The 16,802-nt window shown below is 42.1% G+C and carries 16 protein-coding genes; 1 reads left to right on the top strand and 15 read right to left on the bottom strand.

All coding sequences use genetic code 11. The annotated features are described in order from the left end of the window. Positions 1-52: 52 nt before the first annotated feature. Complete coding sequence (locus H6G26_RS19945) at positions 53-238, bottom strand: hypothetical protein (RefSeq protein ID WP_190730909.1); 186 nt, start codon at positions 236-238, stop codon at positions 53-55. A gap of 155 nt (positions 239-393) precedes the next feature. Here H6G26_RS19945 and H6G26_RS19940 point away from each other — a divergent pair, with 155 nt between their 5' ends. Then, positions 394-1,206 (top strand): hypothetical protein, encoded by an 813-nt coding sequence (locus H6G26_RS19940; RefSeq protein ID WP_190730908.1) that lies wholly within the window; start codon positions 394-396, stop codon positions 1,204-1,206. A gap of 217 nt (positions 1,207-1,423) precedes the next feature. Here the strand turns inward: H6G26_RS19940 and nifD are convergent, their stop codons facing one another. From nifD to H6G26_RS19875, 14 genes are all read right to left on the bottom strand, one after another. Continuing rightward, positions 1,424-2,866 carry a nitrogenase molybdenum-iron protein alpha chain gene (gene nifD / locus H6G26_RS19935; RefSeq protein ID WP_190730907.1) on the bottom strand — a complete coding sequence of 481 codons (1,443 nt, stop codon included), beginning with the start codon at positions 2,864-2,866 and terminating at the stop codon, positions 1,424-1,426. A 163-nt stretch (positions 2,867-3,029) separates the two neighbouring features. Beyond that, the gene (gene nifH / locus H6G26_RS19930; RefSeq protein WP_190730906.1) at positions 3,030-3,923 is read right to left on the bottom strand and encodes a nitrogenase iron protein; all 894 of its coding nucleotides are present in this window, start codon (positions 3,921-3,923) and stop codon (positions 3,030-3,032) included. Positions 3,924-4,271: 348 nt separating this feature from the next. Further along, positions 4,272-4,628, bottom strand: coding sequence for a group 1 truncated hemoglobin (locus tag H6G26_RS19925; protein ID WP_190730905.1), 357 nt, complete (start codon positions 4,626-4,628; stop codon positions 4,272-4,274). Positions 4,629-4,849: 221 nt separating this feature from the next. Continuing rightward, positions 4,850-5,749, bottom strand: a complete 900-nt coding sequence (gene nifU, locus H6G26_RS19920; RefSeq protein ID WP_190730904.1) for a Fe-S cluster assembly protein NifU — start codon at positions 5,747-5,749, stop codon at positions 4,850-4,852. Positions 5,750-5,858: 109 nt separating this feature from the next. Next, positions 5,859-7,067, bottom strand: coding sequence for a cysteine desulfurase NifS (gene nifS / locus H6G26_RS19915; protein WP_012407223.1), 1,209 nt, complete (start codon positions 7,065-7,067; stop codon positions 5,859-5,861). A gap of 30 nt (positions 7,068-7,097) precedes the next feature. Beyond that, the gene (locus H6G26_RS19910; RefSeq protein WP_190730903.1) at positions 7,098-7,454 is read right to left on the bottom strand and encodes a 4Fe-4S binding protein; all 357 of its coding nucleotides are present in this window, start codon (positions 7,452-7,454) and stop codon (positions 7,098-7,100) included. A gap of 99 nt (positions 7,455-7,553) precedes the next feature. After that, a complete protein-coding gene (gene nifB, locus H6G26_RS19905) occupies positions 7,554-9,005 on the bottom strand; it encodes a nitrogenase cofactor biosynthesis protein NifB (RefSeq protein ID WP_190730974.1) in 1,452 nt (483 codons plus the stop codon). Between the two features lie 1,433 nt (positions 9,006-10,438). Further along, positions 10,439-11,497, bottom strand: coding sequence for a 3-deoxy-7-phosphoheptulonate synthase (aroF, locus tag H6G26_RS19900; protein ID WP_190730902.1), 1,059 nt, complete (start codon positions 11,495-11,497; stop codon positions 10,439-10,441). A gap of 390 nt (positions 11,498-11,887) precedes the next feature. Beyond that, positions 11,888-12,358 carry a PAM68 family protein gene (locus H6G26_RS19895; protein WP_190730901.1) on the bottom strand — a complete coding sequence of 157 codons (471 nt, stop codon included), beginning with the start codon at positions 12,356-12,358 and terminating at the stop codon, positions 11,888-11,890. 12 nt (positions 12,359-12,370) lie between these two features. Beyond that, positions 12,371-12,640 (bottom strand): 30S ribosomal protein S15, encoded by a 270-nt coding sequence (gene rpsO, locus H6G26_RS19890; RefSeq protein ID WP_041565894.1) that lies wholly within the window; start codon positions 12,638-12,640, stop codon positions 12,371-12,373. 179 nt (positions 12,641-12,819) lie between these two features. Continuing rightward, positions 12,820-13,257 carry an alpha-amylase family glycosyl hydrolase gene (locus H6G26_RS42715; protein ID WP_347242485.1) on the bottom strand — a complete coding sequence of 146 codons (438 nt, stop codon included), beginning with the start codon at positions 13,255-13,257 and terminating at the stop codon, positions 12,820-12,822. A gap of 47 nt (positions 13,258-13,304) precedes the next feature. Continuing rightward, positions 13,305-13,541 carry a hypothetical protein gene (locus tag H6G26_RS42710; RefSeq protein WP_242053811.1) on the bottom strand — a complete coding sequence of 79 codons (237 nt, stop codon included), beginning with the start codon at positions 13,539-13,541 and terminating at the stop codon, positions 13,305-13,307. A gap of 411 nt (positions 13,542-13,952) precedes the next feature. Beyond that, positions 13,953-16,307 (bottom strand): ComEC/Rec2 family competence protein, encoded by a 2,355-nt coding sequence (locus H6G26_RS19880; RefSeq protein ID WP_190730900.1) that lies wholly within the window; start codon positions 16,305-16,307, stop codon positions 13,953-13,955. 379 nt (positions 16,308-16,686) lie between these two features. Continuing rightward, positions 16,687-16,802 (bottom strand): transposase (locus H6G26_RS19875; protein ID WP_190727979.1); only part of this gene is annotated, 116 nt, incomplete at its 5' end.

Below are 16,802 nucleotides of genomic sequence, written 5' to 3'. Positions count from 1 at the left end.
AGTAAAAAAACGTTATTTAAGTCGCGAGCGCAACAACAGTCTACTTCTTTTACTACAATCGCACTATCTCGTAAATTAGTTTTATTAACACGCAATCATCGGGATTTGGGCAAAATACCCGGATTGTTAATTGAGGATTGGACGGTTTAATGCGTAGGCGCAGCCCGTCGTAGACATCGCCTAGTTTATTGCCAAGTGAGGGCGATCGCCACAACAGTCTACTTATTGTGCATCTCACACACTGATACTTAGATATCATCATTAAGCAAATCATTATACAAAAGATTTCCGAGTAGGTAGTTAGACTTCTCAATTCCGGTAAAATAGGTTATTCTAGATGTTTTTTTTTAAACTACATATCTATCATTAGAGTCCAATATGCGAAAAGTTCAAATGGTAATAGCTCGATCAGGAGTCATCAACCAAGTTCTAACTCCACCTGAAGTAATTGTAGAATCTGCAAAACAGTACAATGAGGAATATATTCCACTGACAATAGAGCATGATATTCGTAACCCTCCTATTGGAAGGGTGGTTTCTGCCGAAGTGATAGTGCTTGATGATGGAACTCATGTCCTTCAGGGCGAAGCAGAAGTTTTTGAAGAATCTGACAATCTTGATTCACTTCCCAAAAACGATAAGTCTATAAAGATTCGTGCTGAGGAAATAGATAACTTTCTGGTTCTCGGCAATCAAACTTTTGAGGAAGATGAGGATGTAGCAGATATATATCAAGAATTGCGAGAGCTTGGGGCTGGAGATCGCAACCGAGTTTATCGTGAAGACTCTGTAGAGCCTATATCGTTATTGATAATTGGCTTTGGGATATTCGCTCTTCAAGGAATATCGAACGGTTTTTTCTCAAAGTTAGGCGAGGATTTATACGAAAAGCTGAAGCTGAAATTGAAGAATCTCTCTGAGAAAAAATCTTTGAAGCAGAAGGAAAATCTGCTCCAATTTCAGTTTTTTGTAAATAGCCATGCTGGTAGAAGAATTGAGGTAAATGTAGTCATTACAAATCCATCCCACAACGATTTGGATGGATTTTTTGCTTTTGTTCCAGCCATGCTAGATACAATACTTTCGGGTTTGCCAGTAGATGATTTAGATATCTGCCGCGTAGTTTTTAGTTATGAGTTTACGCAGCTTAAGTTGCTATATGTTTTGAGATCAGACGGTGTACCGATCAACTTATATCGTATATAAAGAAAGAGATAATTGATGCATCTTCAATGACTAAGGGCTGTGATCAAGCAAAAGCGATCGCACCATTTAATCTAAAAAATCCTCGTTAAAAATAGTCTTTTATTTTACAGTTATTCTTTAAACAAAATGCAAACAAAATCTAAAAACGAGACTCCATAAGAGTTATACTGTCTGAAGCAGGAAAATAGATTCTTCTTAAAAAACCTACAATTCAGATTTAGGCTAGAAATAGGCTCTTTTTTCTCCCTCCGCAAAAAAACCTTGCATTATATGATGTTGAGGAGCGATCGCTAGGTTCGGAGTAATCCCAAGAGTGCATTTGACGGAAAGGTAGACCCATCTTTTGGAAGACGTACTTCTCTTTCACACCAGAAGCTACCAAATCAGGCTTCAGCGCTTTGATAAATTCCTCGAATTCGTAAGCGGTAACGTCGTCATAAACGATGGTGCCGTTTTCGATGTAGTGAGTGGTACGTTTGTAGTCGTCATTATGAGCGAACTCATAACCTGTACCAATCATCTTCATGCCCAAATCTTGGAAAGCTGGGACAACGTGGCGAGGACGTAGACCACCAACCATGATGGCAACGGTCTTACCATCCAAGCGGGGGCGGTACTTAGCAACTACCGCATCCATTGTTGGCTGATACTTGGCGATAACTTTCTCAGCGTTTGCTTGGATTGTTTCGTCAAACTTGGAAGCGATTTCCCGTAAAGATTCAGCAATCTTGGTGGGGCCGAAGAAGTTGTATTCCAACCAGGGTATACCATAAGCTTCTTCCATGTGACGGCTGATGTAGTTCATCGACCGATAACAGTGGATGAGGTTCATCTTCACATTGGGGGTCATCAACATTTCGTTGATGGTGCCATCACCTGACCACTGAGCGACTACGCGCAAGCCGATTTCTTCTAACAGGATGCGGCTAGCCCAAGCATCTCCACCGATGTTGTAATCACCAATGATGGCTACATCATAAGGAGTACCTTCAAACTTGAGTGTACCGTCTTTCTTAGCTTGGTCGGATCTGGTGAAAACCCAGTCACGAACCATGTCGTTAGCAATGTGGTGTCCCAAAGATTGGGAAACACCCCGGAAGCCTTCGCAACGCACAGGTACAACTGGCTTGCCAATTTCTTTGGATGTCTTCCGAGCAACTGCTTCGATGTCATCCCCAATTAGACCGATGGGGCATTCAGATTGAATGGAAACACCACGGTTGAGTGGGAAAAGTACATCAAGTTCTTGGATGAGCTTGGTAAGTTTCTTGTCACCGCCGAAAACGATATCTCTTTCTTGGAAGTCAGAGGTGAAGTGCATGGTACCAAAGGTATCAATACCTGTGGTTCCAATGTAGTAGTTACGACGACCAGACCAAGACCAGTAACCGCAACCTACAGGCCCGTGGCTGATGTGGATCATGTCCTTAATAGGGCCCCAAACCACACCTTTAGAACCAGCGTAAGCACAACCACGAGCGGTCATTACACCAGGAAGGGATTTGATGTTAGACTTAACGCCGCAATCGGACTTACCTTCTTCATATACACTTAAGTGCTTTTCCCGTTTTTTCTTAGCTTTATCGGGGTAAGCGTCTAGAACTTCTTTAATTAGTTCTTTTCTTTCTTCGATGATGTTTTGATTTTCTGGAGGTGTCATATTTAGCCTCTGTGACTCGTAAGGATCGGGGCATAGGGGGACTAGGAGTCCCCTCTAAGATTAGGGGGGAGATTAGAGGGAAAGGTCAAAGGTCAAAGGTAAAATGTGAAATTCTTCCTTTTTCCTTTTTCCTTGTGCTAAAGCGTTATTTATTAGCAGCGAATTATACTACAGGAGCTTCAGCAGCACTCTTACCAACTAGCATTGCAGTGTTTTCGTCGCTTTCGAGAATACCGAATTCAATCAACAATTCTTCTAGTTCTTCCATTTCGATGGGTGTAGGAATAGCTAGGTTCTTGTTGTCGATAATTTTCTGAGCCAATGTGCGGTATTCGTTAGCTTGGTTGCTTTCTGGTGCGTACTCGTTAACTGTCATCCGGCGCAATTCTGCGTGTTGAACGATGTTGTCACGGGGTACGAAGTGAATCATTTGGGTGTTCAACCGTTTTGCCAAGGTTTCGATCAATTCGATTTCTCGGTCTGTGTTACGGCTGTTACAAATTAAACCACCCAAACGCACGCCACCGGTGTGAGCATATTTAAGAACACCACGAGCGATGTTGTTAGCAGCGTACATCGCCATCATTTCACCTGATGTCACGATGTAGATTTCTTGTGCCTTGCCTTCACGGATAGGCATTGCGAAACCACCACACACAACGTCACCTAATACGTCGTAAGATACGAAGTCTAGGTTTTGGTAAGCACCATTTTCTTCTAAGAAGTTGATGGCGGTGATAATACCACGACCGGCGCAACCTACACCGGGTTCTGGCCCACCAGATTCTACGCAACGAACGTCACGGAAACCGGTTAACATTACTTCTTCGAGTTCGATATCTTCTACTGCACCACGTTCTGCGGCGAGGTGAAGAACGGTTGTTTGAGCTTTGCTGTGCAGCATCAAACGGGTGGAGTCAGCTTTAGGGTCGCAACCGACGATGAGGATGCGTTGACCCATTTCTGCCATAGCTGCTAAGGTGTTTTGGGAAGTGGTAGATTTACCGATACCGCCCTTACCGTAGAAAGCTATCTGTCTTATATTTTCGTCTGTCATGGTTCTTGTTTCCCTGCAATTGGTTGGTTAGTGGGTCTTTGCTTTTGTCAGTTGCGTTCACGCCAGTTGAGCGACAGTAGTGAGCGCGTGTAGAGCATCGTTGGTAGCATTGGCATAAATGCCTGCTGGGGGCGATCGCTCCACAGCCAAAATTATTGACAGTAAGTTCATCGATCTTCCTCGTTAAAATTTTTTTCTTTTTGTTTTTGTCCTTTGTTCTTTGTCATTTGTTTTGACAAAGAACAAAGAAAATTACGTGATTTACAAATACGTCATAATGTGTTTCAGTTTGCAAGATTCCATAGGACTTGATGTTGTTATTTGTCAACAATCAATGCATAAGTCCTATTACTTGTTCAAAATAGCGCCCTTCATATTTGTGACGCGATCTAGTGCAGCTTTGGTGTCTTCTGCTGACACTCCACGCACAGCCATTGCTTCACCGAGATGCTTGGCGATCGCATCGAAGTGTGGTTGCTGTAAATTCAATCCTGCGTGGGTTTTGTCCATTGGACGACCACCGTATTGCTTTGGCCCTTCAAATATTTGACCTAAGAAAGCAACTAGATGATTGCGTTGCTTCGCCATGTCTGTACCAGCAAAAATGGGACTGAGGAGGCTGTCTGTAGCAATGCGTTTGTGGAGTTCATCTACTACTTGTTCGATAGCTGGTTGTCCACCAATGTTGTCGTACAATGTGCTCATATCCTGTTCCTTTGAAGCGAGTTGGATGATGAAATTTGCAAGTAGGCGCTTAATCTTTTGCCTATATGCTATTAGCCGTCATAGCTAATTTAGCTATCAGTTGCCGGTAGGATTGAAGCATTGATGTGGAGACAATTATATGGTTCAAATCCTACTTTCTGTTCCTGGCTGAATGCATATTAGAGCGTATTTGTAGATTACGTTAAGTCCTACAGCAATTCCTAAACTGCTTCGACTACAAGGCTCTTGCTGACACGATCTTGTAATCTGGCTTCGATCGCAATTTTCAGAGTTGCTGTACTACTAGAACAGGAACCGCAAGCACCTTGCAGTACAACTTTAACGCGATCGCCTTCTACATCATAGAGTTCTACATCTCCCCCGTCTGCAATGAGTACGGGTCTGACTTCTTCATCAAGAACCTTTTGAATTAGAGCAATCTTTTGGACGTTTGTTAGCGCTCGTTCCTTAGATGTAACAATTTCTGTGGCAACTTGTACGCCGTAATTGTTGAGAGCAGGTGAGGCGTATTCCTGTTGAACTGATCTAATAATATCATCAATGTTCGCCAGACAGGAACCGCATCCGCCACCAGCTTTTACATAATTTGTTACTTGTTCAGCATCCGTGAGATGATTTTCTAGAATCACGCGACGAATCTTAGATTCGCTGATGCCAAAGCAACTGCAAATTAACGCGCCTTCATCGTCATCATCATGAGTAGCTAGAGGAATGCCACGATAATTATAGATAGCGGCTTCTAGGGCTTCTTGTCCCATCACAGAGCAATGCATCTTTGCCTCTGGTAAACCACCCAGGTAATCTGCAATGTCTTTATTGGACACTTTCAAGGCTTCATCTAAGGTTAAACCTTTAACCATTTCGGTTAATGCACTAGAAGATGCGATCGCACTAGTACAACCAAAGGTTTGAAAGCGAGCATCTAGAATCTTATCAGATTCTACTTCCACTTTCAGGTGCAATCTCAGAGCATCGCCGCAAGCAATACTACCGATTTCGCCCGTTGCAACCTTAACTCCAGCTTCGCCCGTTTCTTCAATTTCTCCCTGATTTTTGGGATCGTAAAACAGTTCTAATACTTTATCGGTGTAGTCCCACATAACGAATTTTAGATTTTAGATTTTGGATTTTAGATTGGGGGATTGGGCATGGGGCATAGGTTCCATTCTCAATGCCTATACCCTATTCCCTATTCGCTATCGCTAGTTCCTAACGGTGTGCCAGTGCTTGTTCTTGTCCTTGCAACCAACCTGCATCATCATTTTTGAAGGGTGAGAGGGCGCGTAAACGTTCTACAATACTGGGCATTACCTCTATTACTTGATCGATTTCGGCTTCTGTGGTGTAGCGACAAAGACTGAAGCGAATTGAACCGTGCAAAGTTGTGTAGGGTAAGCCCATTGCCCGCAGGACGTGGGAGGGTTCCAGAGAACCGGAGGTACAAGCAGAACCGGATGATGCACAGATACCGTATTTGTTCAATAACAGTAGGATTGCTTCACCTTCAATGTACTTGAAGCCGATATTGGTTGTGTTTGGCAATCTCTGCGTAACGTCGCCATTAACTACACAATCGGGAATTTTAGCTAGTAAAGTTTGTTCGAGGCGATCGCGCAGCTTTCTTTCTCTTGTGGTTGCTTCTTCTAAGTGTAACAGTTCTAGTTCCGCAGCTTTGCCCAAGGCGATAATTGCTGGAACATTCTCTGTTCCCGCCCTACGTCCGCGTTCCTGGTGTCCCCCAATCATAAAGGGACGGAACCGAACTCCGCGCCGGATATATAAAGCACCAATTCCTTTAGGCCCGTGCAGCTTGTGACCAGACAGGGTTAACATATCTACCGTGCTAGTCTTCATATTCAACGGGATTTTTCCCACTGCTTGCACCGCATCTACATGGAAGATAGCACCATATTCTTTGACGCGCAACCCAATTTGTTCAATCGGGAAAATCGTGCCGGTTTCGTTATTAGCATACATAATTGTCACCAGGGCGGTGTTACCCGTCAAGGAAGCTTCTAGTTCATCTAGATCCAACTGCCCTTGATGATTTACTGATAGATAGGTAACACTATAACCTTGGGTTTCTAATTGTTTGCAGACATTAAGTACTGCTGGATGTTCAACTTGGGTAGTAACGATGTGGCGCTTTTCTGGTTGCGCCAATAGTGCAGCTCGAATGGCGGCGTTATCTCCCTCAGTTCCACAACTTGTGTAGACAATTTCTGACTCATCGGCTCCCAGGATGGCTGCAAGTTGTTCTCTTGCTGTTCTCACTGCTTTACCGACTTGCCCACCAAAGGTATGCATACTGGAGGGATTGCCGTAATAATCTGTGAGGTAAGGTAACATTACCTCTATAACTTCTGGGTCTACCTTAGTGGTAGCATTATTATCAAGATAGATGCAGTTATTTTGCATTGTTGTCTTCAATTACAAATTAGGAATTATTTAAGCTTCAGAACTCACTGATTGGGATTGACGCTTTTGCAACTGCTCAGAATATTTCTGGGAATAGCAGTTAAACCAACGTTCCCAGTAATCTTGTTTATTTGTTAATTTAGCAACTATGTGGTTGTAATTCGTAAACCAGCCTTCCCAATAATCGCTAGGCTGCTTAACGCAACCGTCGCATGTGGGACAACCAGCTTTACACTGAGGCACGGTATGAATGCTACCAATACAGTTTGTACAAAGTTCAGGGTCAATCCAGTGCTGTCCGTCAACCACTTTAACTGCATTTGTGGGACATACCGTTAGACAGAGATTGCAGGAAATACACTGGCTAGTAAGAATTTTGTAAGCCATGATTTATTCTCCTTTTGGGCGCGGGGAGTGGGGAGTGGTGAGTGGTGGTGAGTGGGGAGTAGTGAATATTGAAATTCCCTACTCCCTATTCCCTATTCCCTATTCCCTATTCCCTAATTCCTTAACGTATTGCTCGTAGAACTCCAAAGCAACCTTTTCAATCACGTCGTAAGCTTCAACAGTCTTGATTCCAGCTTCTTGCAATTTTTCTTGAGGACAGTTACCAATCTTGGAGACTAAAACTGCTTTGCAATCTGCGATCGCTTTCATAATATGCTCAAAAGAAGCTTCTTCGCCGTATCCACCTTGGCAGTATTGGTCAATTTTGCGATGGCTGACAAAGCGAACTTCGTCCCCACCCACTTCGTAAATTTGGAATTCTTTCGCATGACCAAAGTGCTGGTTAACCAATCCGCCGCCTTTGGTTGCTACTGCAACTAGGACTTTAGGACTGTTGGCAAATTTCTTGCCGGCAAGCGCCTTATCTTTGGCTACTTTAAGTTCTTCTTTAAACTTCTCAATTCCTTCGTGAACGGTAGCGCGTTGCTCCATGTCATATTCTGGAGTCATTTCCAAGAATTTCTCTTTGGAAAATTCTTGGCTGCGGTCTTCTCCCAATAATCCTACTGCATCGGCGCGGCACTGGCGACAGTGGCGCATCATTTTCATGTTACCGGAGCAATTATCTTGAACTTCTTTGAGTTCTTTGGGTGTGGGGCCACGTTGACCGATTAAACCAAAGTGTGTGCCATGTTCTGGTGCAGAAATCAGTGGCATGATGTTGTGCAAGAATGCACCTTTCTCACGAATGACTCGATTCACTTCGACTAAGTGATGATCATTAATTCCGGGAATCATCACGGAGTTAACTTTGCACAAGATGTCAGCATCTTTCAGGGCTTGCAATCCTTCCATCTGTCTTTCGTGGAGAATTCTCGCGCCTTCAAGACCTCTATAACGCTTGCGTCTGTAGTGAACCCAAGGATAAATCTTAGCACCGATCTCTGGATCTACCATGTTAATGGTGATCGTAACGTGATCTATATTTAATTGTTTAATGCGATCGATGTAGTCGGGCAGCATTAAACCATTGGTTGATAAACACAGCTTGATGTCTGGTGCTTGCTCTGCAATCAACTCAAATGTGCGGAAAGTTTTTTCTGGGTTCGCTAATGGGTCGCCAGGTCCGGCAATTCCCACAACTGTCATTTGGGGAATCTTGCCGCCAATGACCAAAGCTTTGTGTGCTGCTTGTTCTGGTGTTAGCAATTCGCTAACTACTCCAGGACGGCTTTCGTTAGCGCAGTCATATTTGCGGTTGCAATAGTTGCATTGAATGTTGCAAGCTGGTGCAACTGCAACGTGCATCCGGGCGTAGTGGTGATGAGCGTCTTCGCTGTAGCAGGGATGTTTAGCAATGCGTTCTTGGAGCTTTTCGTCCCTTTCCACTGTGGCGCTGGTGGTGCTGTCGCAGCCGCAACCACCGGATTTTGCTTGGGTTGTCGATTCCGTAGCGTTGGAGTTGAGGAGTCGTGTAGACGGTGATGTCATTGAGTTTCGCAAAAGGTCGGTGGACTTGGCTGCCACTGTGGGAGATGCTGTTGCCACTCTCTATGCCCAGGAATTGAAGTCGCGTCTTTCACACTGCCTGCAAACCCTTGGGTTCGGGTGACTTGTTTTCAAGTAAGACAGGCAATAGATATCTGATGTTCGGCTGGTGTGTGTCAAGGTTCGGTTCTTGGGTAGAATTTGTGCTTACAGCCGCGACTTCTTTTCACTTCAGGCATGGTGCTATGTCATCCCTCCACTCACTTTTCGCTTTGTTTTGTTTCAGAGCGTTAGGTGATTGGCGATATAAGATTTATAGCAGCCGTCTCCTAGCCAAACACTGCGTCTCTCTAGGATAGAATTTATTGGATTTATTACGTTTGTACTCAAATACTAAAAACCCTAATTCTTCAAACATTACAAGAATTAAAAAAGTTTTTTTCGGGTAGGGGTTCTAGTATTTTTTGGTTGGGGTTCTAGTGTTTATAGATAGGGGTTCAGGATTTCTTTGTACTCAGCCACAATCCAATCCCAGCAAAGAATTTAATCTACTTGCAACTGGGTTTTGGTTATTTAAATGTGTACTCACATTGCCCTCAATTTGCGTCAAAAGCAAGAACTGCCAAGGGTTTGAGGGTGAAAAACTGAAGTAATCTATCTTGTTTTACTCCATAAACGTGCGAAATTGAATTCTGTATCTAACATATCATTTTTTTGAGGGTAAAAATGCACTTCATATTCTTTTAATTTTTCTTTGACAATGATGTTCAATTATGCCTTTAAGTCTTGTCTGATAAGCCATATAAGCTAGTGGGAATAGATGTATTGCTGCACCTAATTTTTAAAAAACTTAACTTTTCAGTTCTTTTTTTTCATTCCCACAATGAGGAGATGGGTAGGAAAGTCTCGAAATTTTGTGTTTAAGAGAAACAACAAATTATAATCTAACATGATTGAGCGATCGCAATGATTTTTCTGAATTGCTCATTACAAACCTTAGCGAAAAACCTACCCACTTTCCCTACGCAGGGCTGTTTCATCTCACAAACTTAAGGAGTTTGTCAATTAGAAATAAATCTTTGAGCGTTTTCAATACATTAATGACCGCGAATACTATGAGCAAACTCTTATGCTGTATGAATTAAGCTACCAATGTAATAGACAATCTGATGATATAGATAAAAAGACCTACAACAGCAAAAAATATTGCCCATCAATATTGATTGCAGATTACTTTTTTTATAGCTTTAGTTAGTGTTTAAAATCACCTTTAGAATATTTCAAAAAGGGCATTATTTTACATTTACAATCAATAGGTAGGCATAATTAAACATACAAAAAAATCCTGGTTTGTAGTAAGGTCTGTCAGGGCTGAAGTCTTTACTACAAACTCGGAGTCATGCTGAGATACTTGCTCATGAAGTTGCAACTGGATTTTAAGCTAGAGCGACTGCTGGTTGCTGCCAGCGTCCCACCGCCTTACCAATCACCGCTAATTCTTGCATCAAGTTATCGAAACGGTCTGGCGTAAGAGATTGGGGCCCATCAGATAAGGCTTTAGCAGGGTTGGGATGAACCTCTATCATCAGGGAATCTGTGCCAGCTGCGATCGCAGCCATTGCCATTGATGGCACAAACTCAGACCAACCTACACCGTGGCTAGGGTCAATCATGATTGGCAGGTGAGTTAGTTTTCGCAACACTGGCACTACTGATAAATCCAGCGTATTTCGCGTATATTGACGGTCAAAGGTACGTATTCCTCTTTCACACAAAATTACATTGGGATTGCCAGATGCCAAAATATACTCGGCTGCCATCAACCAATCTTCAATAGTCGCTGCCATTCCCCGCTTCAAAAGAACTGGTTTCGGCTGCGCTCCCACTTTTTTGAGCAAAGAGAAATTTTGCATATTCCTTGCTCCCACCTGGATTACGTCAGCAATTTCAGCAATTTTATCCAAGTCAGCAGCATCCATCACTTCTGTAATAATACCTAGTCCGCTAACTTCCCGCGCCTTCGCCAACAAATCCAAAGCACTCTCGCCGTGTCCTTGGAAGGCGTAAGGTGAAGTCCGGGGTTTGTATGCCCCGCCTCGCAAAAACTTGGCTCCAGCTGTCTTGACGCGCCGTGCAGTTTCCACAATCATTTCTTCATTTTCTACGGAGCAAGGGCCGGCAACGATTACCAAAGGCTGGTGTTCACCAAATAGCACCGCTCCATTGGGAGTATTAACCATCACTTCCGAAGCTTCACCGTGGCGGTACTGGCGGCTGGCCCGTTTGTAAGGCTGCTCTACCCGCAATACCTGCTCAATCCAGGGGCTAAGTTCCTGAATTTGTAGTGGATCTAAGCTGGCGGTTTCACCTACTAAACCAATAACTACTTTGTGTTGACCAACAATTTTTTCTGGAGTTAGTCCCCAGCTACTTAATTCCTTATCAATGCGGTTTATTTCCGCCTCCGGAGAACCACTTTTCATTACTATAATCATCTGGAAGTTCCTGATTAATTGAGTAAAATTTTTTGTAAATGGGCTAACTTTATTGTTGCTTACTTAGCCTAATTACGAATAGTTGAAAATAAAATTTATTTACAAAATATAGCGCTCAGTCAGTATGTTTACTGTAAATAACTGGATATAGGGTATAAAAAAGTTTATATAATTTTAATTCGCAATGTTGAAGTTTTGAAAAAGAATTCACAAATCAGAATTCATGAATCAGAATCAAATTACTAGAGGATTCGGACTCGCCACTAATTAATTCTGGATTCTGGCTCCTGCCTCCTGACTCCTGAATTCTTTGTTAATAAAATTTCAACTTCAACATTAACTTCTTCGTTTACTCAATACCGCAGTTATCTAATACCTGAGCGCCGTTCATTATGAGTTTTTTTGCCGAGTTTCGCGCCAAACTTCCACCATTCGTTCCCAATTGGTGTTGAACTCACCCAAACCCAGCAGACTTCCGACTCTTTCTTCATCCCAAGAGGCAGAAAGAACGCCATAAGTTATCCCTAAGACCCCCAAACCAAATAATCCCATGTTCACCAATAACACGGCGATGGGAGGTAGTTGGATGTTGAAGTACATAGCAAGCAGATAGCTAACAACCAAGGCGCTAATGCCCAAAGCTGTTGGTACACCACAGAACCCAGCTACCCGTCGGATCATCCGCTGGCTGACTACTTGGGGAATAGCCATCTCTTCTTTGGTGTAAGGCCGTTTTTTATCAGCCTGTTTGCCAGATTCTTGTGGCTGTGCTGCTAGTTTACTTTGAGTTTTTGCGGGTTTTTGGCGCTTTTTTTTCGGTTCAAAGGGCAAGCGACTGCCTTCAGATTCTTCAGCAGACATAAGCGGTAGTCCCTATCCACGAATACCAAGACGAGCGATCAAAGCTTGATACTTTTCCCGGCTTTCCTGAGATATATAGGCTAGAAGACGCTTGCGCTGACCAATTAGCTTTAGCAGTCCCCGCCGGGAAGAATGGTCTTTTTTATTTGCCTGGAGATGTTCGCTGAGGCGGTTAATGCGCTCAGTTAACATGGCAACTTGGACATCGGCCGAACCAGTGTCTGTTTCGTGTACTTGGTAATTGGAAATTATTTCTTGTTTCCGCAGTTGCGTCAGAGCCATGATCGATTTAATTTCTAGTTTTTCTAAATGTATGTAGCAGTCTCCTATAATATCACAGCCATCAAGCTGGATGTGGAATCATCTTTGCTAGTTTGCCTTGCACTCTAGGAAACTAAGTAAGTTAGAAGCTAGACTCCAGTATCCTCCATAGACGCAAGACTGAATGCGTATTGTTATTATCAGCTTGTTCTACGCCTTAAATTCTGTTCATCCCATCGGGTGTAAGCCAGTACTTTATCGCCCGCATTTTCGTAGAAAAAATCGATATTGTCACTTTGCAAGGTTAGATTCTGCTTGCGTAGAGCAATAAGGTTTTGATAATACTTAAATAAATCACGATTTTGATCGCTTTCCAACAAAGACCAATTAATTTTCTGTAGCTGAGTCACACTTTCGCTTTTTTGCTGGTATTCGCCAAACTCTTCTCCCATCCACAGCATTGGTATACCCATTGCTGTCATTAACAGAACAGCTGCTAACTTTGTTCGCTTAAAAGCCTCTGCCTCAAAGATCCCGCGATCGCCTAATTCTCGCAATAAACGTTCGCGATCGTGGGTTGCCAAATAATTTATCACATTACTAGCACTTGCATAACCCTGCCGTCTGGGATCTAAAATTTGTTTTAGTTGTTCTAATTCAAATGTTTCTCCACAAATGTATGGAACTACAAAGTACCGATAACTCTCATGCCATAAGTATCAATAATGCGTTGCCCATTTTTAATCCGCACCATGCTGAATTTTTCTGTTTCATTAATATCTGTTGCATTAGGGTCAATAACGTCTACCCATTCATCATTTTCAAATTTTGGGCTTTTGCTTTGAACACGAAATTTACATTGATAAATGCCGTCTTTGAGTTTTAATTGAGCGTGAAAATAACCATCTTCACTTTTTACCATTGAAATTTATTTCCACTCAGAAAAAAAACCAATTAAAGCTGCTCCTTTGTTACGAGGAGCAAACAACGTGAACTCAATTAAACTTACCATTTCGATTTTTTTTAATTTATCTTTTCGTTAGTAAACTATGTCAGTACCTATGAAAATACAAACATTAAGTAAGTGGGCAAGAATAAATCAAACTATGTTACGCAATGTAGAAGTAATGAAATTTGCTTGTAGTAAGCGGCTCCAGCCCTTACTAAAAACTTTGAACTATTAACGGTCACTTACTTACCCCAAGCATATAGTTATAGGCTTTATGAGGACTTTTGAAGAGTTCCTTCCTTCCAAAGAACTATACATCTATCTTTAGTTAGTCTTGCTTACAACGAAATATTTGGCTTTGAGCTTTGGTTATTTGTGAGTTTTTTATAAGATAGAAGACTTATTTTCTGTCGCTTCAATAAACGCCTCAAACTCACGATTGCGTGTCCATTGAATAGCCCCATCTCGTCCTGTAAAAAATAATTTAGTTTGGCTTTTATTTAGCTCAGACAAAATTTTTGGATCAAAATTAGCAGAAGAAGCGATCGCTACTTGTGGTTGCAGAGCAATCACTAAATCTTTTAATGACTGAGGAGCACACCATAACACTTGTGGACGCGGTAAACTACCACTCTTAACTAATTTTTGTACCTCTTTAGACTTAACATTACCAACTAGTAACCAATTCTGATCTAAAATTTGCAATTGTAAAATAGGTAATTGATCGTTGATTAATTGCGCCACTATTGAACCCGTTTTCACAGCTTGGCCAAGTGCTAACGGTTGATAAGATCCTTGATACTTTTGTAGTTCTTGCTGAATTGCCTGAGTCGCCATAGAATTTTCTGGCTTGGGGGAATATTCATAAAAGTTTTTAATTGGTAAACGTTGCAATAATTCCAACCAAGCATTACTTTCGTTACCTTGGAAATCAGTTGCGATCGCCCAATTAATTTGATTTACACCCTGCTGTTGCAAAAACGGTAGAATTGTGAAACGTCCTGTCCCTTCATCGCCACTATTAATTACAGTTACTGTCCCTCTATCTTGAACAACTATAATTGGTTCCGTACCAGATTCTAATACCGTTATCCTAAATAATGTATTTGTAGAATGCCACAGGGGAATGAATACTAAACCAATCGCAATTACATTAGCAAACCACCACCGCCGCTGCCACCAAGGGACTAACCAAACCAGTATAATCAGTAAATAAATTATCAGAAGCTGCCAAGTGGATATGCTACCTACAGCAACAGAGTTTCCTGGTAATTTGCTAAAAAATTCCACTAGTTTAATTAGCCAATCAGTCGGATAATGTAACACCGCAGCTAAAAAGCTTCCTGCCTGAGTCCAAATTAAACCAACTAAGGCACTAATGATTCCACCTATACTAATGATCGAAATTAATGGAGTACTAACCACATTCAGCAACAAACTATAAGATGGTACAACTCCAAAGACAGAAAGTTGCACAGGTAAAGTCCAAATAGTTGCAGCTAGGGGAACAGCAATCAAAGCAGCGATCGCAGGTGGTAGCCATGCTAGACGATTGACTAATGCGGGTACTGTTACGATTAATCCCAGCGTTGCTAAAAAACTTAATTGAAAGCCTAAATCCCAAATCCATAGGGGATTAAACACTAATAGTAAAGTTGCTGCTAATAGTAATGAACCGAACTGTTTGACTTTTCTTTTTAATAGCAAACCAACTAATGCCGCAAAACCCATAATTACGGCTCTAAGAACCGCAGGTTGAAAACCTGTTAAACTCAGAAAAATGATTAAAGCCAAAAAGCCAAGGGTAAATTGCGTTCCTTTTCTTGCCCGCCTCGTTAACTGTAAAATCACACTCAAAATCAAAGAAGTTTGGAATCCGGAAGCTGCTAAAGCATGAGCTAATCCAGCTTGTACAAATAAGTCGCGGATATCGTAGGGTAAATCAACAGCTTTGCTTCCCAACACCATTGCACTGACAAGTGGCCCTTCAGGGATACCCAACCAACGAACTTGCGATCGCACAATTTGCTCCCGAATTTGCCACCATCCCCATTTCCGTTCTTGCTCTAAAACATTTATTTGTCGCCCGATCAAACCAGCAAATGTTCCTTCTTGCTTGAGAAACTTCTGAAAGTCGAAACCTCCCGGATTGGAAGCCGCTTTTGGTTTGTATAAAATCCCAGTCACAGCAATCTGTTGACTAGGGTATAAGCCAGTAGCTTGAAGTATAGGCACTGTTACATACAATTTGCCTGTAACTCCTTTTGGAACACCTGCTGAACCTTTATCATTTTTGACTTCATCTAGCTGAGTTGCTTCCAGCCAAAATTGTCCACGCTGGCTGCGAGTTAAGCGGGGATTACTCGCCACTTCGCCACGAATAATTACTAGTTGTTCTTGATTACTGCTATTTCCAGGCGGGACAAACTGACTAATATCTTTTGCACTTGGTTGCGGCACTCGCCATTGAAAATATAAAGTTGCCAATAATCCCACTAAACCAGCAACTAGCCATATTCGAGCATGAGGAGTAGTTTGCCATATGTTAGGCACTGCTTTATTTTTGCTTCCAGCATTTTCTGGCTTTTGAGCAAGTTGGCGTGAAGTGGTGCGTCTTCTAAAAAGAATTGCTCCCACTATCCCCAAAGCCGAAATCCACACACCACCCCAAGGAATTGCTGTAAGCAGTAACCCAAAAATGTAGCCAAGACAAATAATTACACCACTGCTTTGAATCATAAAATTTTTTGTAAAAGCACCTGACAACCCGAATTTGCAGCTAACTTAAGAATAGTTAGGGCAGCAATAGAGAAAAAGCGCCATTGCTGAATTTGGCTATAAAATTGAAAAATCAAATATTCCAAACTCTTATTATCTGCGTTTGGACTGCCTCTGTGTGAGCTTTTCATCTCTTTAATCAGCAACACTGAAAATTTTTAATGCTTGTGGAGAAGTATAGTCCATCAAGTTGATACAAACAAAGCCCGCCTATGCGGGCCTTTTTCTCATAGCCTTAATGTTCTAGACTCAAGATTTAACGGTATTTCTGACTTTTAGCTATAGCTACATCATAAGGAAATACTTAGAGGCTGTTTGAAAAGTTTGGGGGGGTAAAATTTTATGCTAATCGTCTTACCATGATCCGGATCATGGCAAGGTAGATAAACGTCTCCGATGTTTCCGGTAATAACTCATAGTCTCTGGCCAATCGCCGACAGCCCATTAGCCACCCAA

This window comes from Nostoc sp. FACHB-888, assembly GCF_014696655.1.
In the GTDB taxonomy this organism is placed as follows: Bacteria; Cyanobacteriota; Cyanobacteriia; order Cyanobacteriales; family Nostocaceae; genus Nostoc.
Note: the sequence above shows the minus strand (reverse complement) of the source record. Positions and strands in the feature narration are given on the sequence as shown.